This window comes from Stutzerimonas stutzeri, assembly GCF_024448715.1.
Lineage (GTDB): Bacteria > Pseudomonadota > Gammaproteobacteria > Pseudomonadales > Pseudomonadaceae > Stutzerimonas > Stutzerimonas stutzeri_AR.
On record NZ_JAMOHZ010000002.1, the window covers coordinates 619,110 to 642,104 of the forward strand.

General features: G+C 61.1%; 20 protein-coding genes. 7 read left to right on the plus strand and 13 right to left on the minus strand.

The features are described from left to right. Window positions 1-91: 91 nt before the first annotated feature. The 4 genes from NAV33_RS06270 to NAV33_RS06285 all read right to left on the minus strand — a co-directional run bounded on the left by NAV33_RS06270 (window position 92) and on the right by NAV33_RS06285 (window position 6,210). On the minus strand, window positions 92-2,641 hold the full coding sequence (locus tag NAV33_RS06270) for a TRAP transporter permease (RefSeq protein ID WP_255978002.1): 2,550 nt from the start codon (window positions 2,639-2,641) through the stop codon (window positions 92-94). A 151-nt stretch (window positions 2,642-2,792) separates the two neighbouring features. Continuing rightward, complete coding sequence (locus NAV33_RS06275; protein ID WP_255978004.1) at window positions 2,793-3,758, minus strand: TAXI family TRAP transporter solute-binding subunit; 966 nt, start codon at window positions 3,756-3,758, stop codon at window positions 2,793-2,795. Between the two features lie 369 nt (window positions 3,759-4,127). Beyond that, window positions 4,128-5,546 (minus strand): sensor histidine kinase, encoded by a 1,419-nt coding sequence (locus tag NAV33_RS06280; protein WP_255978006.1) that lies wholly within the window; start codon window positions 5,544-5,546, stop codon window positions 4,128-4,130. Next, window positions 5,539-6,210, minus strand: coding sequence for a response regulator (locus NAV33_RS06285; RefSeq protein ID WP_255978008.1), 672 nt, complete (start codon window positions 6,208-6,210; stop codon window positions 5,539-5,541). Before NAV33_RS06285 ends, NAV33_RS06280 begins: the two co-directional genes overlap by 8 nt. A gap of 403 nt (window positions 6,211-6,613) precedes the next feature. On the opposite strand from NAV33_RS06285, the gene NAV33_RS06290 reads away from it, so the two are divergent. The 4 genes from NAV33_RS06290 to NAV33_RS06305 all read left to right on the plus strand — a co-directional run bounded on the left by NAV33_RS06290 (window position 6,614) and on the right by NAV33_RS06305 (window position 10,809). Then, window positions 6,614-7,588 (plus strand): tripartite tricarboxylate transporter substrate binding protein, encoded by a 975-nt coding sequence (locus tag NAV33_RS06290; protein WP_255978010.1) that lies wholly within the window; start codon window positions 6,614-6,616, stop codon window positions 7,586-7,588. A 235-nt stretch (window positions 7,589-7,823) separates the two neighbouring features. Beyond that, complete coding sequence (locus tag NAV33_RS06295; RefSeq protein ID WP_255978012.1) at window positions 7,824-8,267, plus strand: tripartite tricarboxylate transporter TctB family protein; 444 nt, start codon at window positions 7,824-7,826, stop codon at window positions 8,265-8,267. A gap of 3 nt (window positions 8,268-8,270) precedes the next feature. After that, window positions 8,271-9,782, plus strand: a complete 1,512-nt coding sequence (locus NAV33_RS06300) for a tripartite tricarboxylate transporter permease (protein WP_255978014.1) — start codon at window positions 8,271-8,273, stop codon at window positions 9,780-9,782. Window position 9,783: 1 nt separating this feature from the next. Beyond that, window positions 9,784-10,809 carry an AbrB family transcriptional regulator gene (locus NAV33_RS06305; protein WP_255978016.1) on the plus strand — a complete coding sequence of 342 codons (1,026 nt, stop codon included), beginning with the start codon at window positions 9,784-9,786 and terminating at the stop codon, window positions 10,807-10,809. Window positions 10,810-10,980: 171 nt separating this feature from the next. Here NAV33_RS06305 and NAV33_RS06310 read toward each other — a convergent pair whose 3' ends face one another. The 4 genes from NAV33_RS06310 to NAV33_RS06325 all read right to left on the minus strand — a co-directional run bounded on the left by NAV33_RS06310 (window position 10,981) and on the right by NAV33_RS06325 (window position 13,805). Then, on the minus strand, window positions 10,981-12,210 hold the full coding sequence (locus NAV33_RS06310) for a nucleoside recognition domain-containing protein (RefSeq protein ID WP_255978018.1): 1,230 nt from the start codon (window positions 12,208-12,210) through the stop codon (window positions 10,981-10,983). A 484-nt stretch (window positions 12,211-12,694) separates the two neighbouring features. Then, window positions 12,695-12,865, minus strand: coding sequence for a DUF1328 domain-containing protein (locus tag NAV33_RS06315; RefSeq protein ID WP_003282841.1), 171 nt, complete (start codon window positions 12,863-12,865; stop codon window positions 12,695-12,697). A 71-nt stretch (window positions 12,866-12,936) separates the two neighbouring features. Continuing rightward, the gene (locus NAV33_RS06320; RefSeq protein ID WP_255978020.1) at window positions 12,937-13,173 is read right to left on the minus strand and encodes a hypothetical protein; all 237 of its coding nucleotides are present in this window, start codon (window positions 13,171-13,173) and stop codon (window positions 12,937-12,939) included. A gap of 197 nt (window positions 13,174-13,370) precedes the next feature. Further along, a complete protein-coding gene (locus NAV33_RS06325; protein ID WP_255978022.1) occupies window positions 13,371-13,805 on the minus strand; it encodes a ferritin-like domain-containing protein in 435 nt (144 codons plus the stop codon). 281 nt (window positions 13,806-14,086) lie between these two features. On the opposite strand from NAV33_RS06325, the gene algB reads away from it, so the two are divergent. The 3 genes from algB to NAV33_RS06340 are packed head-to-tail and all read left to right on the plus strand — an operon-like array spanning window position 14,087 to window position 17,662. Then, window positions 14,087-15,433, plus strand: a complete 1,347-nt coding sequence (gene algB, locus NAV33_RS06330) for a sigma-54-dependent response regulator transcription factor AlgB (RefSeq protein ID WP_255978024.1) — start codon at window positions 14,087-14,089, stop codon at window positions 15,431-15,433. Then, on the plus strand, window positions 15,430-17,217 hold the full coding sequence (locus NAV33_RS06335) for a KinB sensor domain-containing domain (protein ID WP_255978026.1): 1,788 nt from the start codon (window positions 15,430-15,432) through the stop codon (window positions 17,215-17,217). Before algB ends, NAV33_RS06335 begins: the two co-directional genes overlap by 4 nt. 37 nt (window positions 17,218-17,254) lie before the next feature. Beyond that, window positions 17,255-17,662, plus strand: a complete 408-nt coding sequence (locus tag NAV33_RS06340; protein ID WP_255978028.1) for a DUF1330 domain-containing protein — start codon at window positions 17,255-17,257, stop codon at window positions 17,660-17,662. Between the two features lie 9 nt (window positions 17,663-17,671). Here NAV33_RS06340 and NAV33_RS06345 read toward each other — a convergent pair whose 3' ends face one another. From NAV33_RS06345 to NAV33_RS06365, 5 genes are all read right to left on the minus strand, one after another. Next, the gene (locus NAV33_RS06345; protein WP_255978031.1) at window positions 17,672-18,448 is read right to left on the minus strand and encodes an N-acetylmuramoyl-L-alanine amidase; all 777 of its coding nucleotides are present in this window, start codon (window positions 18,446-18,448) and stop codon (window positions 17,672-17,674) included. Between the two features lie 160 nt (window positions 18,449-18,608). Next, window positions 18,609-20,426 carry a GGDEF domain-containing protein gene (locus NAV33_RS06350; RefSeq protein ID WP_255978033.1) on the minus strand — a complete coding sequence of 606 codons (1,818 nt, stop codon included), beginning with the start codon at window positions 20,424-20,426 and terminating at the stop codon, window positions 18,609-18,611. Continuing rightward, entirely contained in the window at window positions 20,423-21,292 is an 870-nt protein-coding gene (locus tag NAV33_RS06355; RefSeq protein ID WP_255978035.1) for an endonuclease/exonuclease/phosphatase family protein, read from the minus strand. The genes NAV33_RS06350 and NAV33_RS06355 overlap by 4 nt, the downstream gene beginning before the upstream one ends. Before the next feature lie 6 nt (window positions 21,293-21,298). Next, window positions 21,299-21,928, minus strand: coding sequence for a thiol:disulfide interchange protein DsbA/DsbL (locus NAV33_RS06360; RefSeq protein WP_255978037.1), 630 nt, complete (start codon window positions 21,926-21,928; stop codon window positions 21,299-21,301). 178 nt (window positions 21,929-22,106) lie between these two features. Beyond that, window positions 22,107-22,739, minus strand: a complete 633-nt coding sequence (locus tag NAV33_RS06365) for a c-type cytochrome (protein WP_255978039.1) — start codon at window positions 22,737-22,739, stop codon at window positions 22,107-22,109. Window positions 22,740-22,995 lie beyond the last annotated feature (256 nt).

The following is a 22,995-nucleotide window of genomic DNA, read 5'->3' on the forward strand; positions in this document are numbered from 1 at the left end:
TCCCAGTGACGTCAAGCCCAGGTTTCAAAAGCAGAAACCCCGGCGATGCGTGAGCAAGGCCGGGGTCAGCTGGTTCAGCAAAACGCGCCGATCAGCGCAGCCTGCGCCGCCGCTGCATCCAAATCACCAAGCCGAAAAGCGCGAGGCCGGGTAGCCACATCCACTCTTTGGCCACTCGATCGGTGGGCGCGCGAACCGCGAGGATTTCCTGATCGAATTCCAGACCCAATTCGGCGGCTGGGCTACCGAAGGTCACATTGTCGACCAGCACCTTGCCGTCTTGCTCATAAGTCATCAGGCCGATCTTTTCCAGCTTCTCTTCTCCCGACGCTCCATCCGGAACCGCCAGTAGCAGGCTGAACTCGCGCATGTCACCTACTGCGTCCTCACCGCGGATGCGCAGGCGAAGCTGGCTGTCCTCGTCCACCACTTCCAGCGCCTGAGTCAATTGCGCCGGCGGGATGTCGCGGTAGGGGTCGTGCACCATGTCCATCCAGAATCCCGGCCGGAACAGGGTGAAGGCGACCAACAACAGCAGAACGCTTTCATACCAGCGGTTACGCACCAGGAAAAAGCCCTGAGTACCGGCGGCAAAGATCAGCATTGCGCCAGTGGCGACCATGAAAATCAGGATGCCATGCCAAAGCCCGACATCGATCAGCAACAGATCGGTGTTGAAGATGAACAGGAATGGCAGCGCTGCGGTGCGCAAACTGTAGTAGAACGCCGTAATTCCGGTCTTGATCGGATCGCCTTTGGATACCGCGGCAGCGGCGAACGAGGCCAGCCCCACCGGCGGCGTGACATCGGCCATGATGCCGAAGTAGAAGACGAACAGATGCACGGCGATCAGCGGCACGATCAGCCCGTTCTGCTGCCCCAGCGCCACCACCACCGGTGCCAGCAGACTGGACACTACGATGTAGTTGGCGGTAGTCGGCAGGCCCATACCGAGGATCAGGCTGAAGACCGCGACGAGCAGGAGCATCAGGAAGAGATTGCCCATCGACAGCATTTCGACCAGATCGGCCAGCACCAGACCGACGCCGGTCTGCGAGACCGCACCGACGATGATGCCCGCCGCCGCGGTGGCGATACCGATACCGATCATGTTGCGCGCGCCTGCGATCAGACCTTCGCGCAGGTCGACTACGCCATCCATAAAGCTACCGTGCTGATGACTGCCGTCGCGGCGCATCCAGGTGAGCAGAGGGCGCTGGGTCAGGAGGATGATCACCAGCATCACCGTGCCCCAGAACGCCGACAGGCCGGGTGACAGCCGTTCGACCATCAGGCACCAGACCAGCACCACCACGGGCAACATGAAGTGCAGCCCCGAGAGCAGCACCGCACGGGTGTTCGGCAGCTCTTCCAGCGGCTTGTCCGGATCTTCAGCTGGCAGCGGCGGATTGCTCGCCGCAATTTTCAACAGCGCCAGATAAGCCAGCGCCAGCAGCACCGATATACCCGGCAGCGCGTAATCGCCGAGGACCGGCTTGAGCCAGCCAAGACCGTAGTAGACCGCCAGCGAAAGCCCGGAAATCAAGGCAGCCCCGAAGGCAAAGCCAGTCAAGCGACGCAGCCAAGGCTTGTGCTGGTGCGTGCCGATTGGCTGCATGTTCTGCTTGAGCGCTTCCAGATGCACGATGTAGAACAGCGCGATGTAGGAAATCGTCGCCGGCAGAAAGGCGTGTTTGATGATTTCCACATAGGGAATGCCGACGTACTCGACCATTAGGAACGCCGCAGCGCCCATTACCGGCGGCATGATCTGGCCGTTGACCGAGGACGCCACCTCCACCGCACCGGCTTTTTCCTTGGAAAAGCCGACCTTCTTCATCATCGGAATCGTGAAGGTACCGGTGGTGACCACGTTGGCAATCGACGATCCCGAAATCATGCCCGTCAGCGCCGAGGACACCACCGCCGCCTTCGCCGGGCCGCCACGCATGTGGCCGAGCAGGCCGAACGCCAACTGGATGAAATAATGCCCAGCGCCGGCGCGGTCGAGCAGTGCGCCAAACAGCACGAAAAGAAAGACGAAACTGGTGGATACGCCCAGGGCGATACCGAACACGCCCTCGGTGGTGATCCACTGGTGATTCGCCATTGCGGTAAAACTCACGCCGCGATGTGCCAGCAAACCCGGCATATAGGGTCCGGCCAGGCTGTAGATGATGAATATCAGCGCGATGATCGCCAACGGTGGACCGAGCGCACGGCGAGTGGCTTCCAGCAACAACGGAATGCCAATGCAGGCCGTGACCAGATCCGCGGTCGTCAGGTTGCCCGGGCGATTTGCCAGTTGCTCGTAGAAAATAAACAGGTAGGCGGCACTGGCGGCGGCTACCAGGCCCAGTGCGATATCAGTCAGGGGTACTCGATTGCGCGGCGAGCGTTTGAAGGCCGGATAGGCCAAAAACGCCAACAGCAGTGCGAATGCCAGGTGAATCGAGCGGGTTTCGGTGTCATTCAGCACACCGAAGCGCAGCATGAACGGTAGCGGCGAGGCGATCCACAGCTGGAATAGCGACCAGAGCAGCGCCAGGCCCGCTATCAGTTTCGCCATGGCGCCTTCGGGCAGTCGCGCCCCGACGTCCTTGGCAATGAGCTCTTCAGTGGACAGTTGATTGTCTTGCATGAAATGAGGCCTGTTTTTCAAGTAGCGGAACCACGAAAACCCGTGGCACTGGGCTCACGGGTTTTCAGGCGAATGCGGCGGATAAAGGACCGCCGCACCGATGCAGCAAACCAAGGCATGCCGCAGCATTTCTCTGCGGTCTGCCGGGCCGTTACATCCAGCCTCGTTCCTTGTAGTAGCGCACAGCGCCTTCATGCAGGGGCGCAGACAGGCCAACCTTGATCATGTCTTCCGGCTTGAGATCCTTGAATGCAGGGTGCAGACGCTGGAAGCGTTCGATGTTCTCGAACACCGACTTGACCAGCTTGTAGACCACTTCGTCGTCGACCTTGGACGTAGTGGAAAGCACCGCCTTGCCGCCGATGGACTGAGTGGCGCTGTCGTTGCCCTTGTACATGCCGCCCGGGATTTCAGCCTTGGTGTAGTAACTCTTCTCAGCCAGCAACTTGTCGATTTCCGGGCCGGTAATCGGCACCAGAACCGCGTCGACAGTGGTGGTCGCTTCCTGAATCGCGCCATTGGGGTGACCAACGAAGTAGGTCATGGCATCGATGTTGTTGTCGCCCAACGCGCTGGCCAGTTCGGCCGGCTTGAGTTCTGCGGCGAGACTGAAGACCGACTGATCCCAGCCCTTCTCTTTCATGATCTCTTCCAGCGTGTCGCGCTGGCCGGAACCGGGATTGCCGATATTGACGCGCTTGCCCTTGAGATCATCCAGGCTCTTGATATTGGCGTCGCGACGCGCCAGTACGGTGAACACTTCACTCTGCAGGGAAAAGACTGCGCGGAGGTCTTCCATTGCGCCTTCCTTCTCGAAGGGCGCAAGGCCTTCCATCGCCTTGTACTGATGGTCCGACTGCATGATGCCGAAATTGAACTCGCCGCTGCGCAGGCCGTTGACGTTGGCCACACCGCCGCCACTGGCTGGGGCATTGCACTTGAGGTTTTCGGCGTTACGGTTGACGAAGCGGCAAATAGACTGACCGGCAACGTAGTAAACGCCCGTCTGCCCACCGGTACCGATGGTGACGAACTGCTCTTGCGCCTGAGCCATACCGCTCAGCCCAGCCCCCGCCAATGCGGCGGAAAATATCCATGCCAAGGATTTGCCTTTCATGGATTCACTCCTTATTGGTTGTTTTGGATTGTCCCGCTTTGCCTCGTGAGCCTTCGCGAGAAGTTCGAAGTCTAGCAGGCCATCAGCCACCGCGAGCAGCGTCTGCTGCAGATGATTGGTACACCTTGCGAATCGCCATTGCCCTGCCGCTGCGCCGGATCGATGAACCGAACTAGAGACCGATCGCGCAGCCCAGCGTTCACATAAGCTGTAAGTGCATGGCACCTGCAAAAAGACGTGCGCTTTCGCTCTCGCTGGCGTGTTTTGGCGTTTTGCCTAACGATCTAGGCATGCTGACCGCAAAGCCGTGTGCGGAATTTAGCGTGCAGCACCAGGTCTGCAGTCCGCTTATCGGCTAGCGCCGAGCGGTTACTCGGCTGAGTCAGCTGGGATCGACGGAAACCTCAGCGTGACCAACAGTCCGCCCAACGAGCCTTGACCCAGTTCGATGGTGGCGCGGTGCGCACGGCTGATTTCGCCAACGATGGCGAGCCCGAGGCCGGCGCCCTGACCTTGGTGTTGGATCCGGTAGAAGCGCGCAAAGACCTTCTCACGCTCCGCGGGCGGTATTCCCGGACCGTCGTCCTCCACTTCCAACACGCCGCCGTCCTTCACTCGCAGCACCACGTTGCCGCCATTCGGCGTATGCGCCAGAGCGTTGTCCAGCAGGTTGCTCAGCAGCTCGCTGAGCAAGGTCGGCTCGCCATGGATCCACACCGGCTGCTCAGCCTCCAGTGCCAAGGCGACGCCGCGCTTGTGCGCCAGCGCCGCCATCGCCAGTCCCAGCTCGCGAGCCAGCCGGCTCAGGTCGAGACGCTGCGCCCCGCCTTCGGCGATGGACTGCGCGCCGCTTTCGATGCGCGCCAGCGAAAGCAGCTGGTTGGCCAGGTGAATCACCCGATCGGTGTGTTCCTCAGCTTCTTCCAGGGTTTGCTGCCAGCGTTGCGGCTGCTGTTCACGCAGGCCCAGTTCGATGCGCGCCTTGAGCGCGGCCAGTGGCGTGCGCAGCTCATGGGCTGCATCGGCGATGAACTGCGCCTGACGCTCGAACTGGCCACGCAGGCGATCAGTAAAATGATTGAGCGCCACCACCAGCGGCTTGAGTTCGCGCTGCACCGCCACCAGCGGCAGCGCCCGAAGATCATCAGGCTGACGCAGCTCGACCGCCTCGCTAAGCTTGCCCAGCGGTCGCAGCGCAGCACTGACAGCGAGCCACACCAGCAGCAGCGAAGTGACGGCTAGCAGGCCGACGCGCCACAGAGTGTCGGTGAGCAAGCTGCGCGCCAGGCGTTCGCGGGCGCCGAGCGTCTCGGCTACGCGGATTTCGGCGATGCCGGTGAGCTCCGGCTCACTGACCGGTTGCAACAGACTGACCAGACGTACGCCCTCGCCCTTGAACTCGCCGTCATAAAAGCGCGCCAGCGCCGGATAGTCATCGGTACGCCGGACCTTGAGCCCCGGCGCTGGCAAATGTTCGTAGCCGCTGACCAGGCGACCTTCGGTATCCAGCACTTGGTAGTAGATGCGTCCGGCGCTGTCATAGGCGAAGGTGTCCAGCGCCACGTAGGGCACGTTGGCGCGCAGCTTGCCGTCATTGGCCACCAGCCCCTCGGCGATGGCGCGGGCAGAGGCCAGCAAGGTGCGGTCATAAGCAGTATCTGCGGCGGCCCGGCCATTCCAGTAAGCGCTCCAGCCGCTGAATAACAGCAACAAGGCCAACAGCACCGCCAACCTGCGTAGCAGCCCGGCGCGCAGGCTCCCGGCACGTGGCGGCACGGCCTCAGGCATCCACCGACTCCAGCAGATAACCCAGCCCGCGGAAGGTGACGATACGCACCGCGCTGCCCTCGAGCTTCTTACGCAGGCGGTGGACATAGATTTCGATGGCATCGGCGCTGGCCTCTTCGTCGAGGCCGAAGACCTGCGCCGCCAGCTGATCCTTGCTCATGACCCGTCCGGGCCGGGCGATCAGCGCCTCGAGCACCGCCTGCTCACGCGAGGTCAGGCTCAGCGGTTGTTTGTCGAGGCTGAACCGCCGCGCATCCAGATCGTGAACCAGCACACCGCAGCTCTGCTGGCGCTCGCCGCCGGCCACGCTGCGGCGCAGCAGCGCCTTGACCCGCGCTTCCAGCTCGGACAGCTCGAAAGGTTTGGCCAGATAGTCGTCGGCGCCGAGGTTGAGTCCATGCACGCGATCGGTGACTTCGCCACGCGCGGTGAGCATGAGTACCGGCAGAGTCTTGCCGCGTTCACGCACCCGCGCCAGAACTTGAAAACCATCGAGCCGGGGCAGACCGACGTCGAGAATCGCCAGCGTGTAATCCTCGGTGGCGAGCGCCAGATCGGCCGCCACGCCATCATTGAGCAAGTCCACCGTCCAGCCGGCTGCACGCAACGCCTGCGCCACACTTTCAGCCAGTTGGGGGTGGTCCTCGACCAGAAGAATCCGCATTGCCTGTCCTCTGCCATATACGGAACGGGACGCCAGTGTAGCGACAAGGAATGCGGCACGCTGCTTTCAGTCTTGAAAGCCTGGTGAAAGTTTCGACGCCTAGCATCGCTCTCCAGGTGGCTCGACCCACCTGAAACGGCACACCGCCGTCACAACAAAAACAAGAGTGGAGATGCAGAATGCTGACTGCTGTCAGAAACTACCCGCCCCTGCGTGTATTCGCCCCAGCCGCCATCGCCTCGCTGGCACTCCCGGCTCAGGCCGGCACCAACAAATCAGCACTCGCGAAATCATGCTCCGCTCGGATTCACCCGTGACGCCGATGAAAAAGGCCGCCTGATCGTCAGCTACAGCCTGCCGATCTGGTAAAGCCGCCCACAATAAGAATCCGAAGGAGACACTCATGAAAACTGCAATCCGCCGTTTTGCCCTGCTCTCGTCCTGCCTGGTGCTGTCCAGCCAACTGATGGCCGAGCCCAAGCGCCCTGAATGCATCGCCCCGGCCAAGCCTGGAGGCGGTTTCGACCTGACCTGCAAACTGGCCCAGAGCGGCCTGAAGAATTCCGGTCTGCTCGAAGCACCGATGCGCGTCACCTATATGCCCGGCGGTGTCGGTGCGGTCGCCTACAACGCGGTGATCGCTCAGCGTGCCGACGATCCGGCGACCATTACGGCGTTCTCCAGCGGTTCGCTGCTGAACCTGGCGCAAGGCAAGTTCGGTCGCTACGACGAAACCAATGTGCGCTGGCTGGCTGGTATCGGCACCGATTACGGCGCCATCTCGGTCCGTGCCGATGCGCCTTACCAAAACCTCGACGATCTGATCGCCGCGGTGAAGAAGGACCCCAGCAGTGTCGTCTTTGGTGCTGGCGCCACCATCGGTGGGCAGGACTGGATGCAGACCGCACTGATTGCCCGCGCCGCTGGCGTGGATCCGAAGAAGCTGCGTTATGTGGCTTTCGAGGGCGGCGGTGAGACCCTCACTGCGATGCTTGGCGGCCACGTGCAGGTCACCAGTAGCGGCCTGGGTGAGGTCGCGCCACAGCTCGAAGCCGGCAAGATTCGCATCCTCGCGGTGCTCTCCGACGAGCGCCTGCCGGGCGAGATGAGCGAAATCCCAACCGCAAAGGAACAGGGCTTCGACATCAGCTGGCCGGTGATTCGCGGCTTCTACATGGGGCCGGAAGTCAGCGACGAGGACTTCAACTGGTGGAAGACCCAGTTCGACACGCTGCTGGCCGCTGAGGATTTCGCCAAGCTGCGCGAGCAGCGCGACCTGTTCCCGCTGTCGATGACCGGTGACGAACTCAAGGCGTTCGTCGACAAGCAGGTCAAGGAGTACAAGGCGCTCGCCGGCGAGTTCGGTCTGGTCAAGTAATACCCTGCTGGCAGTGGCTTCCGGTCCTGGTCGTGTGAAAAAGTAGCGAGCGAAGGTTAGGCAAAGCGCAAAAATAGGTGGGAAGCGGGCTGGGCTCGCACGCGAGTTTACTGCTGTAAATGAGCATTCCGACCGGGCTGCGATCCAGCGTGTTTTTAACGCGGCATAACCGAGCGCAGCAGTTTTCACACGCATAAGGACGAAGCCGCTGCTGGCTCCTCTGAGGTAATCCACCATGTACGTTCGTGTCTTTGCCGCGGCCTGGCTGCTCGCCTGTGCCGGTCTCGCGCTGCTCGCCTGGAGTTTCGAGGCGCCTTTCGCCTACGACCCGGTCGGTCCGCGCGCCTATCCGCTGCTGCTGCTGTTTCTGATGGCCTGCGGTGCGCTCTGGCTGCTCTGCAAACCACATGGCGAACCGACGCCGCCGTTCGACTGGGCGATGGCCCGGCGAGCCCTTCTCTGCGTGCTGGTACTGCTGGCGTACGCGCTGCTGTTCGAAAAGCTCGGTTTCGTCATCACCACCGCGCTGGCCTGCTTCGCGCTCGGCCTGCTGTTCAATGGCCGACTCTGGCCCTGCGTGATCAGCGGAGTGCTGATGGGTGTGTTGCTCCATGGCTTGTTCGACGTGTTGCTTGATGTGCCACTGCCGCTCGGCGTGCTGCGCCTGTTGGAGAACTGAAAAATGGAAACACTGAATTTCTTGATGCAGGGCTTTGATGTCGCCACCCGCCCGACCAACCTTCTGGTGGCGCTCTTCGGCGCCTTCGTCGGCACCGTCGTCGGTCTGCTTCCCGGTCTGGGCCCGATCAATGGCGTGGCGCTGTTGCTACCGTTGGCCTTTGCCCTGGGTTTACCACCGGAAACGGCGCTGATCCTGCTCGCTGCGGTGTACCTGGGCTGCGAATATGGCGGACGTATTTCGGCGATCCTGCTCAATGTGCCGGGCGATGCCGCCGCGGTCATGACCACGCTCGATGGCTACCCGCTGGCACGTCAGGGCAAGGCTGGCATTGCGCTGTCGCTCTCCGCGGTCAGCTCGTTCATGGGGAGCATGATCGCCACCTGTGGCGTGGTGCTGTTCGCCCCGCTGCTGGCGAAGTGGGCGGTGGCTTTCGGGCCTGCGGAATACTTCGTACTGATGATCTTCGCCATCGCCTGCCTCGGCGGCATGGTCGGTGACAAGCCGGTGAAAACACTGATGGCGGCATTGATCGGCCTGGGTCTGGCAACCGTCGGGGTGGATTCGACCACCGGTGTCTACCGCTTCACCTTCGGCAGTGTCAGCCTGTCGGATGGCATCCAGTTCGTCATCGTGGTGATCGGCTTCTTCAGCGTCAGCGAAGTGCTGCTGATGCTGGAAAAGACCCACAGCGGGCAAAAGGCAGTGAAGGCCAGCGGGCGACTGCTGTTCAATTTCAAGGAGTTCTCCCTGACCTTCTGGACCATGGTGCGCAGTGCTTTGGGGGGCTTCGTCATCGGCACGCTGCCCGGTGCCGGCGCAACCATCGCCAGCGCCATGACCTACATGAGCGAAAAGCGCATGGCCGGCGCCAGCGGCAAGTTTGGCGAAGGCGATCTACGTGGTCTGGCGGCGCCGGAAGCGGCCAACAATGCCTCCGCCTGTGGCTCGCTGATTCCCATGTTGACCCTTGGCGTGCCTGGTTCGGGCACCACGGCGGTAATGATCGGTGCGCTGACCCTGTACAACATCACGCCCGGCCCGCTGCTATTCGAGCAGCAACCGGACGTGGTCTGGGGCCTGATCGCCTCGCTGTTCATCGGTAACGTAATCCTGCTGATCATGAACATTCCGCTGGTCGGGCTGTTCTCCAAGATGCTCAGCGTGCCCAACTGGGTGCTTGTACCAGCCATCACGGCAATCAGCCTGGTCGGCGTATATTCGGTACACAGCACCACATTCGACCTGGTGCTAATGGTCGGGCTCGGGGTGTTCGGCTACCTGTTGCGCAAATTGGACTTCCCGCTGTCGTCGCTGATTCTGGGTTTCGTACTCGGCGAGATGATGGAAGACAACCTGCGCCGCGCGTTGTCGATCTCGGCAGGCGACCTGGGCATCCTGTGGGGCAGCCCGATCACTCTGGCGTTGTGGGCGATGGCAGTCCTGATGCTGGCCATGCCGGGCATTCGCTGGTACCTCGGCCGTCGCCGCGCCACGCTGGCAGTCCAGAACTGATATGCACGGCTACCGGTTGCCGGTCTGGTGGGCAACACCGCTGGTGGGCACCCTCGGCGGTTGGCTGGCGAGCCTGGCGAACTGGCCGCTACCGTGGATGGTCGGCTCGCTGTTGGCGGTCATCGTTGTTCGCTGCAGCGGCTGGCTGCTAAAGGAAGTCCCGCATGGCCGACAGACCGGGCAATGGCTGATCGCCAGCGCCATCGGCTTGCACTTTACCAGCGAGGTCATGCAGCAGGTGCTGGAGCATTTCGGCGTGATTCTCGCCGGTGCACTGGGCACGCTGCTGCTGAGCCTGATCGGTCTGTTCATTCTGCTGCGCAGCGGCACTGACCGCGCCACAGCTTTCTTCGCCAGCATGCCCGGGGGCGCCAGTGAAATGGTCAATCTGGCCGGTCGTCACTCGGCACAGCCGGCGAAAGTCGCCGCGGCGCACAGCCTGCGTTTGCTGCTGGTGGTACTGATCATCCCGGCGTTGTTCACCTGGAGCCTGCCTCCCGTCGACGCACCGCCACCGGCACCCGTTAGCTGGCCATGGCTGGCGTTGCTGCTGCCAGCCGGCGCGTTGCTGGCACTTCTATGGAAAAAGCTCGACCAACCCAACCCCTGGATGCTCGGCCCGTTGACCGCCTGCGCGGTGGCGAGCGTGACATTCGACCTGAACCTGAGCCTGCCTGAAGGTGCCGGCCAGCTCGGGCAATGGCTGATCGGCTGCTCGCTGGGTTGTCACTTCGATCGACCATTTTTTCGCAGCGCTCCGCGGTTCTTGCTAAATATTCTGCTGTTCACGCTACTGGCAATGCTCGCCGCGGCGGGCCTGGCTGAAGCGCTGGGCTGGGCGGCGACCCTCAACCAGACGTCTTTGACACTGGGGATGATGCCTGGCGGGATTACCGAGTTATGCCTCACGGCGGAGGCGTTGCAGCTATCGGTGGCGTTGGTGACGGCGTTACAGGTGTTGCGATTGTTCCTGGTGATGTTCCTGGCCGAGCCGTTATTTCGGTTGTGGCAACGGGCGACGCTTTGATCCGCCGCTTGCTGGATTTTTGAGCACTATCATCAGCGTGAGCCGATACGGCGCTTGGTGGGTTACGCGACGCGCCAGCTTCGTGTGGTTATTTGCTTCGACGAGCATGCGTCGCTAACCCACCCTACATTGCTACTCGCCACAGCCTTTCCTCCGCCCTCGCAAGATCAATCATCCAAAAAACCAATAGCACACCAGAATTGCCGCGGTGATGCCGGCGAAATCCGCCACCAGTGCACACCCAACCGCATGCCGGGCGCGTTGGATGCCGACCGCACCGAAATACACCGCCAGCACATAGAAAGTGGTCTCGGTGCTGCCCTGCACCGTCGCCGCCACCAGCGCCGCGAAGCTGTCGACGCCCTGGTTCTGCATGGTTTCGATCAACATCGCCCGCGCGGCGCTGCCGGAGAAGGGCTTGACCAGTGCCGTGGGCAGCGCGTCGACGAAGCGGGTATCCCAGCCCAACACTTCAACGAGCCAGCGAATCCCGTCCAGGCCAAAGTCCAGCGCGCCGGACGCCCGCAATACGCCGATCGCGCAAAGCATGGCGATCAGATAGGGCAGCAGGCTTTTCGCCACATCGAACCCTTCCTGCGCGCCTTCGACGAAGCTTTCATAGACCGGCACCTTACGCAGCGCGCCGACGATCAAAAAGGCGATGATCAGGCCGAATAGGGTCAAATTACCGAGCAGCGATGACAGCGAAGCCAGCGCCGTGGCCGACAGCCCGGCAAGCAGCGCCATGAAGCCGCCCAGCAGCAGCGCACCGGGAATGAAATAAGCCAGCACCACCGGATCCCAGATGCGCAGCCGTTGCACCAGCGCCACCGCCAGCAATCCCGCCAGCGATGACGCGGTCGTCGCGAGCAGGATAGGCAGGAACACCAGCGTTGGATCCTCGGCACCCTGCTGCACGCGATACATGAAAATCGAGACGGGCAAAAGCGTCAGTGAGGAGGTGTTAAGCACCAGGAAGAGAATCTGTGCGTTGCTCGCCACCGTCTTGCTGGGATTAAGCTCTTGCAGGGCACGCATGGCTCGCAGGCCGATAGGTGTGGCGGCGTTGTCCAGCCCCAGACCGTTCGCGGCGAAGTTCAGCGTGATCAGCCCCAACGCCGGATGCCCGGCTGGTACTTCTGGCATCAGACGGCGGAACAGCGGACCCAGCAGACGCGCCAGCTGTTCGATCAGACCGGCTTTCTCGGCGATGCGCAAGAAGCCGAGCCAGAGCGTCAGCGTGCCGAACAGCACGATCATGATTTCTACCGCCAGTTTGGCCATGGCGAACAGGCTTTCGACCAGCGCGGCGAAGATCGCCGGATCGCCACCGACCAACCAACGAGCAAGCGCAGCAACCGTGGCGATCAGAAAAAAGCCCAGCCATAGGCCGTTGAGCATGTCGTTCTCCCGAAAGTGATTGGGCGCGATGATAACGGCGCAGACGGGCAACGACCATTGTGCTCAGCGTCGAGACAGCCAGCAGATTCGCGAATTGCCTGAGCGAACCTGATCAGCCTTAGCCTGAGACCGCGAGGGCGTTCGAATTGAGCTGGGAGCGACGCTGCGCGAGCGGCAGCATGGGACAGGAGAATGGTGACGATTCGTTTGATCGCAAGCCAGAGGCGGTCTGAGCCACCTCCGGTTGCCTTTCACTGAACCTGGTCCGTTAGCAGGAAGTACTCCATGTACCTCTAGGTCGCTCCGTTAACAGAGCATCCCGACCCCATGGTTCGCCCGCTACGCGGGCTGACGAGTGCTCGGTAGATCACTCGAAGTTACTGCGAGCCTCGCGCCGCTGGCGCGAAGAGCTAGGAATATCGGCATCCCGCCTGCGTTGCCTCCGTTAGGTTTTGCAGCCGCCCTTGCGGGCGGCATCATTGCATCAAACGCGCGGGCCCCGGCCTCGACCGAAGATCAGCGATGCTACGAATAGCACCAGGAAAACCACGAACAGGATCTTAGCGATGCCCGTTGCGGTGCCTGCGATACCACCGAAGCCCAGTACAGCAGCGATGATGGCGATGATCAGGAAAGTAATAGCCCAACTCAGCATGGTGTGACTCCTCTTCGTTCAGGAACTTCTTCAGCGGGACCGCCATTTTGATCAGCTATCGGAGCGACCACTTAGAAAACCCAGCGCTGCCCTGACCGCACCTGCATGTAATCGATCGTTTTCGGTGCCGGCCCGGTTTGCACGATCCCTACTGGTTGAGCGTCATACATGTGAATTCGTTCCGCTGATTCATGCTGTGCCTGGCTGAGCGGTTGCGACATCGGCCGCTCGGCACCCACGATGAGCATCACAACCGCAGCGGTAAGAAAACCTTTGCTGACCAGTGAGAAACGCGCTTGACGATTCATCCTCAACTCCTTCTAAGCATGCGGGGCAGTCTGTCTTTCCAGTTACATTGCAGACGTCATGCCAGCCTATAAAAATAGATTTTTCCCTTTATTTTCAAATACTTAATAAGACAAATCTTTGAGGCGTCAACTTAAATTGCACGATACCTACAATCGGCGCCGGGCGATTTGCACGACGAACTAATCCCTCCCGCTCGTCAGTGATCGTCACGGTGGTTGAGCTTGTGGATACGCTCGTGACAGGCACGAATTTTCGGCAGTTCGATAGCTAACAAGGCCCGTACATCGGGTTCGGCCGATTTCAACGCGTCTTCGAATGCCGCCAGGATGCGTTCCTCGGCTTGATCGAGCTGATCGATGTATACCGCATCGGCATGACCGAGCCGCGCCTTGGTGTCCGCATACATTTCGCGTAACTTGCCGGCCGTGGTGCCGCCTTGGGCAGGTTGTTCCTGGTTAGCCGCGACCTTCACCGACAACGCCTGGATGATGTGGGTCTTGGCCTGTGCCATGTCGCGAAACAGATGCTGCAGCTCGATGTCCTTCACCACGTCCAGCGCATGCTGGTAAAAGTGTTGGCCGTCACGAGTGATCTCGATCAGCTCGTTGAGTTGAGTCATGTTCTGATTCATGGGTCCTCCGGTTCAGGTGCGAATGCGTACCCGACTGCGGCCGCAAGCGCCGTGCCAGCAGCAAAAACAGTGTTGTGCTTTTATAATCAGGTACTTGCCGTGCCGCCTCGCTTGAGGATTGATTGCATGGTGCAGGAAAGACCCGCAAATACCGTGCAACTTGCAAGACTTTTCGTAGACTAAAGCAGGCGCCAACGCGCGCTCGGCATCTTTAGGAACACAGCACCGCGATTTCTACCCGATTTGCAGACAAAGACCGTCTTTGTCTGATTGGAGCATTCATGGAACAAACGACCGACGCCGGTGGCCGCATTCTTCTGGTAGATGACGAGGCCGCGATATTGCGTACCTTCCGCTACTGCCTCGAGGATCGCGGCTATACGGTGGTAACGGCTGCCAGCGCCTCGCAAGCTGAAGCCATCCTGCAACGCCAAGTGTTCGACCTGTGCTTTCTGGATCTGCGCCTCGGCGAAGACAACGGCCTCGATGTCCTACAGCAGATGCGCGTGCTTGCGCCCTGGATGCGCGTGGTGATCGTTACCGCACATTCGGCCGTGGACACTGCAGTAGATGCGATGCAGGCGGGGGCGGCGGACTATTTGGTCAAGCCTTGCAGCCCCGAACAGCTGCGTTTGTCGGCCGCCAAGCAACTGGAAGTCCGCCAGATGGCGGCGCGCCTGGAAGCTCTGGAAGGCGAGGTGCAGAAACGCAACGACGCGTTGGGTTCGTACAGCCCAGCGATGATGAGCGTGCTGGAAACCGCCCGGCAGGTTGCCGACACCGATGCCAACATCCTCATCCTCGGCGAATCCGGTACCGGCAAGGGCGAGCTAGCACGGGCAATTCACAATTGGAGCCGGCGGGCGAAGAAGGCGTTCATCACTATCAATTGCCCGTCGCTCTCCGCGGACCTGATGGAAAGCGAGTTGTTCGGGCACAACCGCGGCGCCTTCACCGGCGCCACCGAAAGCACCTTGGGCCGGGTCAATCAGGCCGATGGCGGCACGCTGTTTCTCGACGAGATCGGCGATTTTCCCTTGGCGTTGCAACCCAAACTGCTCCGTTTCATCCAGGACAAGGAGTACGAGCGAGTCGGTGATCCGGTCACACGGCGCGCCGACGTACGCATCCTCGCGGCGACCAATCTAAATCTCGAAGAAATGGTGCGCGAAGGCCGCTTCCGGGAAGATCTGCTCTACCGCCTGAACGTCATCACCCTCAACCTGCCACCAATGCGCGAGCGCCCGGAAGATCTGGTGACCCTGGCCGAGCGTTTCCTAGCCTTCTTCGTCAAGAGTTACGGCCGCCCGGCACGTGGCTTCAGCGACGGCGCCATCGGTGCCTTGAAAGCCTATCGCTGGCCCGGCAACGTGCGCGAGCTACGCAACGTGGTCGAGCGAGCGAGCATCATCTGCCCGCAGGAAATGATCGAAGTCAGTCATCTTGGTTTGGCCGACCAAGCGGTCAGTAATGCCCCGCGCATCGGCGAGCCGCTTAGCCTGGAGGCTCTAGAGAAAGCGCATATAGCCGGCGTGCTGAGCACCAGCGACACCCTCGAACAAGCCGCCCGGATTCTGGGCATCGACGCCTCGACGCTGTACCGAAAGCGCAAGCAATACAGCCTATGAAGCTCCAGATGAAGCTGAGAACCCGTCTATTTCTGGGCTTTTCCGCGTTGATGACTGTAGCGCTGCTGGGGCTAGTACTGGCGCTGGTCAGCGTGGTGCAGATGGCTCAGAGTCAGGAGAAGCTGATCCGCGACAACTTCGGCGTCATCGAGGTTAACCAGCAACTACGCCAGGCACTGGGTAATCATCTGCTTCTGCTGATGCGCGAGGATCGCGACAGCGCGGCGTTCAGCGAATCCCGTGGCGCGTTCCAGACTGCGCTATCGCAAGGATTGTCCGAGGCGTCCGAAGAGCATGACCGGCAGGCGTACCAGGCGATCGGCGACGCTTACGCCAGCTTTATCAACGAGCTGGAAGCCCCATCCAGCTTGAACTGGACACTGCTCGAAGACAACGCCTTGAGCCAGTCCTTCAACCGCGTGCGCGAGTTGATGGTCGATATGCAACAGAGCGCTTACGACCAGATCCGCGACACCGAGATTCGCAGCCGTGAGCGGGCCCAGCTGCTTGCCGGGCTGCTCGGCCTGACCGGCATCGCAGTGCTGTTGATCGGCTTCGTCACGGCACACAGTTTTGCCCGCCGCTTCGGTGATCCTATCGAGCAACTGTCCAGCGTCGCCGACCAGATCGGCCGCGGTGATTTCAATATCAGCCTACCCGCCTCGCCCATCGCCGAGCTGTCCTCGCTGATCCGCCGCTTCGGTCTGATGTCGCAGGCGCTGCATCAGTTCAAGCAGACCAATGTCGAGGCGCTGGTCAATGGCCAGCAGCGCCTGCAAGCCCTGCTCGACAGTATCGACGACGGTCTGCTGATCATCGACCGCCAGGGTCGGCTGGAGCACGCCAACCCCGTGGCACAGCGGCAGCTGGCGTGGGAAAGCGAACATCTCGGCTCGACGCTCAGCCAAGCGCTCGGCTATCCCGAACTGGACGAGGCGGCCCAGCAAGTTCTCGACGACAGGCCACTGTCCGGGCCGCCGGAGGATTTGGTCATCGAGGCGGACGGTGAGCGGCGTTTATTATCGTGGCGCATGAGCCCGGTTAACCACCATGACGGGCGCATCAGCGGTGCCGTGATGGTGCTTCACGATGTCACCGACCAGCGCACCTTCGAGCGCGTGCGCAACGAATTCGTCTTGCGCGCATCGCATGAACTACGTACGCCGGTGACCGGCATGCAGATGGCGTTCAGCCTGTTGCGCGAGCGCACCCATTACCCCGACAACAGCCGTGAGGCTGACCTGCTCAGCACCGTGCATGAGGAAATGCAGCGCCTGGTCACGCTGATCAATGACCTGCTGAATTTTTCGCGTTATCAGAGCGGTCAGCAGAAGCTGGAACTGGTGCCCTGCGACCCGGCCGAGCTGCTTGGGCAAGCCGGCCATCGATTTCAAGCTGTTGCCGCGCAGAACGACATTGAGATCAAGCTGGAACTGCAATCGCCACTGCCCAGCCTGCTGCTGGATCGGCAGCAGATGGAAAGGGTGCTCGACAACCTCCTCAGCAACGCACTGCGACATACGCCGGACGGCGGCGAGATCCGCCTGCTGGCCAGGCATCACGGCGAACGGGTGATTCTCAGCGTCGAGGACAACGGCGAGGGCATTCCTTACAGCCAGCAGGCGCGAATTTTCGAGCCGTTCGTGCAGATCGGCCGCCGCCGCGGTGGTGCCGGACTGGGCTTGGCCTTATGCAAGGAGATCGCCCAGCTGCATGGTGGTCGTATCGGCGTGCATTCGCGAATCGGCCACGGCACCATCTTCTACATCGCCCTGCCGATTTGAGCCAGGCAGGGCCTTGAAGAACAACAAGGAGCCGTCCATGCCCAGTCTCAACCCCAGCCCGCAGCAATTGGAGCGGTTCGCCGCGCAGATGCCAGCCGGCGAGCCGATCCTCATGCTCAACCTGCTGCGTTTCAACAGCGAGGCAGCCTACCCTGCCGGTAGCGGACAAACCCCATGCAGCGGCAAGGCGGCCTACGCTCGTTACAGCCGCACCGCGCTATACAAAGTGCGGGCCGCCGGGGGCGACGTTCAACTGATGGCCGAAGCTCAGGTTGCATTGATCGCACCGGAGCAAGAACGCTGGGACGAAATGTTGTTGGTGCGCTATCCCTCGCCGGAAGCTTTCCTGGCGATGCTAGCGGACCCGGAATACCGCGCGGCGACCATCCACCGTACCGCTGCGTTGGCCGACTCACGGTTGATCGGCTGTAGCCCTCGCGCCTGACAGCTCGCGTTAACGCTCCGCTCCCAGCACGGCGAGGAGCGCTGCGGTTTCGGCATCGGGTTCGCCATCGAAGCGTGTCGGGCGGTATTTCATCTGGAATGCCGCGATGACATTGCGGGTTTCCAGATCAAGGTGGCCGTGCTCCGGCACCTTATAGCCCTGCCTGACGAGTTGCGCCTGGAACCAAGCGACGTCTGGCAGCTCCCGCGCGAACAGCCTGCGCTGATGGGCGACCGCGCCGGCATCCGGCCAGGACATCAGGCCTGCGTCAGCCAAACGCTTCCAGGGAAACAATGGGCCGGGATCGACCTTGCGCTGCGGAGCAATATCGCTGTGGCCAACGATGGCGCCGGGTTTCAACCCGTGACGCTGCATGATGTCCTTGAGCAGCACGATCAGCGCATCGATCTGCTCCTCGGAATAGGGATACCAGAGCCGCCCCCGCTCGTCTTCGATATAGCCGCGGTTGACCAGCTCGATGCCGATGGAGCTGGAGTTGAGCCAGGTACGGCCGTTCCATTGGCTCTCGCCGGCATGCCAGGCGCGGCGATCCTCATCCACCAGACGGTAGATGGTCGCTGGCGATTCACCGATCAGGTAATGGCTGCTGACGCCGTCGCCCTTGAGGATTTCCAGCGAGCGCTGCAGGTCGCTGGAGGTGTAATGCAGAACGATGAACTGCGCCCGGCTGTCCTGACCCAACGATGTATGGCTGGTATCGATCCGCGGACCGCTGGCGCAACCCGCCAGCGACAGGGCAATCGTGAACAAAATCAAAGCTTTCATCGGCACCTCTGGTCGACAGCGAAATGACGCAGACTGGCGGCATCTTGGGACCGGTCACTGCGCGCGGAACGTAGCGGCCAGCAGAACAGCGCCGACATTGCGGGGCTGGGAGAAGAAAGAAATTATACCCAGGCGACCTGGAGGGTCCCAGACCGATTGGTCAGCCCGCTTCGATACAGTTGCGGCCGCCACCCTTGGCCCGGTAAAGCGCTCGGTCGGCGCGCTCGAACACCCGCTCGGCGTCATCGCTCTCGGCGAAGCCTGCGAGCCCACCCGAAAGGGTCACCTGAATACGCGAGCCCTTGAAGTGAAATGGACAATTTTCAATGCCCGAGCGCAGGCTTTCGATGAGCTGCTGCCCGGCATCGAGCGGCGTCTCGGGGAGCAGCAGCGCGAACTCCTCGCCACCGAAACGGGCAATGAAATCGGTCTTGCGCAGTCTTTTCCGTAGCTCGTTAGCGATGATTTTCAACACACGGTCACCGGCAAGATGGCCGAAACTGTCGTTGATTCGCTTGAAGTGGTCGACATCGAGCACCGCCAGAAGCAGCTGTCCACCGTAGCGTTGCTGGCGCGCCACTTCCATGCCCAGCCGTTCGTCCCAGGCCGCACGATTGGGGAGCTCGGTGAGCGGGTCCCGTAATGCCTTTTGTCGCTGCGCTTCGAGGTGCTCGCGCATCTCGGTGGCGGCCTGTTCAAGGCTCGCAACCCGCTCGACCAGCGTGCCCAGCCGCTCGCTCAGCTGTTTCTCATGCTCACCGCGCTGCCGTTCATAAGCGCCGACGGTCTGCAGCAGACCATCGAGTCGCGCCTGGACCGCCTGCTTCAAGCTCGGCAGATCCTCGGCTTCCAGCATACTGACCTGCAGCCCATCGACCTGCTGGCGCAGCTCGTCATCCAGCGCCTGCGCGGTTTCCTGGCTTTGCGTATGGTCTTCATGAGCCACGCAAAGGCTGTCGTGCATGGTCGCCAGACGTTCGTTGAGTAGCTTCAGGTAGCTTTCGAATTCACTCTGTCCCTGATTGGCTACCGCAATCAGTAGCTGCGCCAGATCATCCAGGACGGGCACCAGCTCATACCAGTTCAGACCATGTTGTATGCGCTCGCGCAGCGACAACGCCTGCGGCTGCTGGTGTTCCGGCAGTTGTAGATCGTCAAGCAAGTGGAACAGAGTTGACTCCACTCGCTCGGCAATGGCGCTGTAAGCCACTTCCGGCGATGCGGGCAGCAAATAGCGATTCGCTTCGTCGACACCAGCCGCAACTACCGCAGCGTCTGCCTCTTCGCTCTGTACGCTAACGGCCTCGCCATCCAACCTGCCATCTGTAACCGCTTCAGGTTGCCGGAGCGACACAGCACCGGCTGTTTCCATGATTTCTAACAAAACTGTCGGAACGGTATCGGGCACAGTCTGCGAAGCCATCTCGACGGTGTCGGGGACGCTATCTGCGCTGCGTTCACGCTGGCCGAACAACCGACCCAGCAACCCCACCGAGCTCGGAGCACCAGCCATTTGCAGGGTCAATGCTCGATCTTGAAGCTCGCCCAGCTCACCAAGCAGAACGGGCAGTTCACGCGGCTGCGCGGCGCGCTCGTTGAGCTGTCGGGCAAAAGACTTCAGAGGCTTGCGGACCTCACTGGGCAGCGGTAGCGCCAGCAACTGCGCCGCCAGCCGGTGCAGCGCCTGGGTAAGGCGTTCGAGGCGATCCTTTTTGCTTCTTTCGGTATCTAGCACCGCACGTTCAAGGCGCGGCACCAGCGCCCCGAGACGGTCGTCCAGATCGTCATCGCGCAGGACTTCGCGCAACTCGCGCATGCACTGCTCAACGGCCGGATCGGCACCGTCCACCGCGAAGCTGCTACGCACTAGGCTGCGGCGCAACAAATCCAGACGCGTACTCCAACGCGCTTCGAGCAGTTCCTGCTGTTCCAGCGAACTCAGGTACTTTTCCTTCCAGCGCTGCGCTTCATCGCTCATGTTGGCGCGCCCACCGGTACTGGCAGTGCGCCGCCATGCAGCGAGTCGGGCAAGCGAATCTCTACGGCCACCGGTAGGTGATCCGAGGTGGCCTGTGCCAACACATCGACGCGTTCGAGCGTCAGGCTGGGACTCAGCAGTATGTGATCCAGGCAACGCTGCGGACGCCAGCTCGGGAAGGTCGCCTCGATCTGTGGGGCCTGAAGACTGAGATCACGCAGCGGCGAGTGCTCCAGCAAATCGCTGGCATGGGTATTCATGTCGCCCATCAGGATCTGATGGCGATAACCGCCTATCAGCTCGCGAATATAAGCTAGCTGGCGCGTTCTTGCGCCTCCGCCGAGCGCAAGATGCATGACCACCACCACCAGCGCATCCTCGCCTTCGCCGAACCGCAACAGGATGGCGCCGCGACCGGATGGGCCGGGCAGCGGATGGTCTTCCAGCCCCTGCGGCTCGAGACGGCTGAGTACGCCGTTGCTGTGTTGGGCGAAGCGGCCAAGATTGCGATTCAATTGCTGGTACCAGTACGGGAACGACCCAAGTTGGGCGAGATGTTCCACCTGATTGATATAGCCAGAACGCATACTCCCGCCGTCGGCCTCCTGCAGGGCCACCAGGTCGTAATTACCGAGCATTTCACCAATGCGCTGCAGGTTCCCGGCTCGCCCCGGATGCGGCAACAGATGCTGCCAGCTGCGAGTGAGATAGTGATGGTAGCGCTCGGTGCTGATACCCACCTGGATGTTGAAACTGAGCAGCCGCAACCGGCCATCGCAGGGAAGTCCGCTGGCATCCAGACAAAGCGGATTGACACGGGCCTGGCCGGGTCCGGCCAGGCGTGGTGAACTCCAGCGGCGTAGCATTGGCGCTTACTGAGCTGCGCGTTCTTTTTCGATGAGGAAGTCTGCGACTTCCAGCGCCCGCTCTGGGCCACCCGCTGAACCGATGTCGAAACGGTACTTGCCGTTGACGATCATCACCGGCACGCCGGTGATCTGGTAAGCCATCGCCAGCTTCTTGGCCTGCTCGGCACGGCTCTTCACACCGAACGATTCATAGGCCTTTAGAAACGCGTCCTGGTCGACGCCCTGCCCCGCAAGGAACTCAGCCATCTTCTCCGGCGTGTCCAGCTTGTTGCCGTCGCGGTGATAGGCATTGAACACCGCGTCATGAACTTGCTGCTCGACGTTCATCGCTTCCAGCGCGAGGAACATCTGGCCGTGGACATTCCAGACACCCCCGAACATGGCGGGAATACGTTTGAAGTTAACGTCGTCAGGCAGTTGCTCGATCCAGGGGTTAATGATCGGCTCGAACTGGTAGCAATGCGGGCAGCCATACCAGAACAGTTCGACCACCTCAATCTTGCCCGGCTCAGCTACCGGTACGGGATTATTCAGCTCGACGTACTCTTTGCCCGCCTGGAATTCCGCTGCATGAGCCGACAAACCGAACAGGCTGGCGGTAACGAGAACGGCACTGAGAACGAGTTTACGCATGGTGACTCCCTTGGCTTTGAGCGGCTGACCGATAGCGCCACAGGCTGCAGTAAAACACTCATGCTCGCCAGCGCTTTTCGCCGCTTTTCAATATCTTGACAATCATTCTAGCGGTGCCAAAAACGAAAAAGGCGTCCAGGTTATGACCTGAACGCCTTTTTTCTGAGAGCCGTTGCTGTCAGTGCAGACCCTGAATGTAGCTCGACAAAGCTTCGATGTCCTTGTTACTCAACTTGGACGCGATGGTACGCATAATCATCGCATCGCCATCGTTGGTGCGATTGCCTTCGCGAAAATTGGTCAGTTGCTTGGCCGTGTAGGCTGCGTGCTGTCCGCCTAGCTGCGGGAAGCCCGCCAGGTCATTGCCGACGCCATTCGGTGCATGGCAACCAATGCATGCCGGCATGCCCAGGTCGAGCTTGCCACCGCGGAACAGTTTTTCGCCCTGAGCGACCAAAGCCGGATCGGCCATGCCGACAGTCATCTTCTGGCTGGCGAAGTAGGCGGCGATATCGGCAAGGTCCTGATCGCTGAAGGGATCGAGGATGCCGGTCATTTCAAGCACCTTTCGGCCGACGCCAGGTTCCGCGTTAGGGCTGCTACCCGCCTTGATGTCTTGCAGCTGCTTGAACAGATAGCGCTCGCCCTGACCTGCCAGTTTGGGGAAGTTCGGTGCGGCACTGTTGCCATCGGCACCGTGGCATGCGCCACAGACTGCAACCTTCTCCTGACCGGCTTCGGCATTTCCAGCGGCGTGGGCCATACCGGTGATGCCAAGGGTCAACAGCAGACTCACGAGTACTTTGTTCATCAGCTCATCCAACTACGGCTAAGGGTTTAAAGAAGAATCTTATTCGGCAAGCCGACCGCTCGGGCCGCGACAATGCTCGTTATGGTGGCATGTGGCACCGATATCGAAAAGGCGTGCAACCCGCTTATCGGCGCTCCGATCGGAGGCCGACGAGACTACTGCGCGGGGCTCGTTTCAGACCAAAGCGCACACAAAATCTGCGGCATTATATACTTGTGATCTTGAAACGGAAATGAACCATTGCCGCACCCCCGCG

Excerpts from the sequence above, each read along its gene's own strand:
- NAV33_RS06270 (WP_255978002.1), bottom strand. The coding sequence starts at position 2,641 with ATGCAAGACAATCAACTGTCCACTGAAGAGCTCATTGCCAAGGACGTC.
- NAV33_RS06275 (WP_255978004.1), bottom strand. The coding sequence starts at position 3,758 with ATGAAAGGCAAATCCTTGGCATGGATATTTTCCGCCGCATTGGCGGGG.
- NAV33_RS06280 (WP_255978006.1), bottom strand. The coding sequence starts at position 5,546 with ATGCCTGAGGCCGTGCCGCCACGTGCCGGGAGCCTGCGCGCCGGGCTG.
- NAV33_RS06285 (WP_255978008.1), bottom strand. The coding sequence starts at position 6,210 with ATGCGGATTCTTCTGGTCGAGGACCACCCCCAACTGGCTGAAAGTGTG.
- NAV33_RS06290 (WP_255978010.1), top strand. The coding sequence starts at position 6,614 with ATGAAAACTGCAATCCGCCGTTTTGCCCTGCTCTCGTCCTGCCTGGTG.
- NAV33_RS06295 (WP_255978012.1), top strand. The coding sequence starts at position 7,824 with ATGTACGTTCGTGTCTTTGCCGCGGCCTGGCTGCTCGCCTGTGCCGGT.
- NAV33_RS06300 (WP_255978014.1), top strand. The coding sequence starts at position 8,271 with ATGGAAACACTGAATTTCTTGATGCAGGGCTTTGATGTCGCCACCCGC.
- NAV33_RS06305 (WP_255978016.1), top strand. The coding sequence starts at position 9,784 with ATGCACGGCTACCGGTTGCCGGTCTGGTGGGCAACACCGCTGGTGGGC.
- NAV33_RS06310 (WP_255978018.1), bottom strand. The coding sequence starts at position 12,210 with ATGCTCAACGGCCTATGGCTGGGCTTTTTTCTGATCGCCACGGTTGCT.
- NAV33_RS06315 (WP_003282841.1), bottom strand. The coding sequence starts at position 12,865 with ATGCTGAGTTGGGCTATTACTTTCCTGATCATCGCCATCATCGCTGCT.
- NAV33_RS06320 (WP_255978020.1), bottom strand. The coding sequence starts at position 13,173 with ATGAATCGTCAAGCGCGTTTCTCACTGGTCAGCAAAGGTTTTCTTACC.
- NAV33_RS06325 (WP_255978022.1), bottom strand. The coding sequence starts at position 13,805 with ATGAATCAGAACATGACTCAACTCAACGAGCTGATCGAGATCACTCGT.
- algB (WP_255978024.1), top strand. The coding sequence starts at position 14,087 with ATGGAACAAACGACCGACGCCGGTGGCCGCATTCTTCTGGTAGATGAC.
- NAV33_RS06335 (WP_255978026.1), top strand. The coding sequence starts at position 15,430 with ATGAAGCTCCAGATGAAGCTGAGAACCCGTCTATTTCTGGGCTTTTCC.
- NAV33_RS06340 (WP_255978028.1), top strand. The coding sequence starts at position 17,255 with ATGCCCAGTCTCAACCCCAGCCCGCAGCAATTGGAGCGGTTCGCCGCG.
- NAV33_RS06345 (WP_255978031.1), bottom strand. The coding sequence starts at position 18,448 with ATGAAAGCTTTGATTTTGTTCACGATTGCCCTGTCGCTGGCGGGTTGC.
- NAV33_RS06350 (WP_255978033.1), bottom strand. The coding sequence starts at position 20,426 with ATGAGCGATGAAGCGCAGCGCTGGAAGGAAAAGTACCTGAGTTCGCTG.
- NAV33_RS06355 (WP_255978035.1), bottom strand. The coding sequence starts at position 21,292 with ATGCTACGCCGCTGGAGTTCACCACGCCTGGCCGGACCCGGCCAGGCC.
- NAV33_RS06360 (WP_255978037.1), bottom strand. The coding sequence starts at position 21,928 with ATGCGTAAACTCGTTCTCAGTGCCGTTCTCGTTACCGCCAGCCTGTTC.
- NAV33_RS06365 (WP_255978039.1), bottom strand. The coding sequence starts at position 22,739 with ATGAACAAAGTACTCGTGAGTCTGCTGTTGACCCTTGGCATCACCGGT.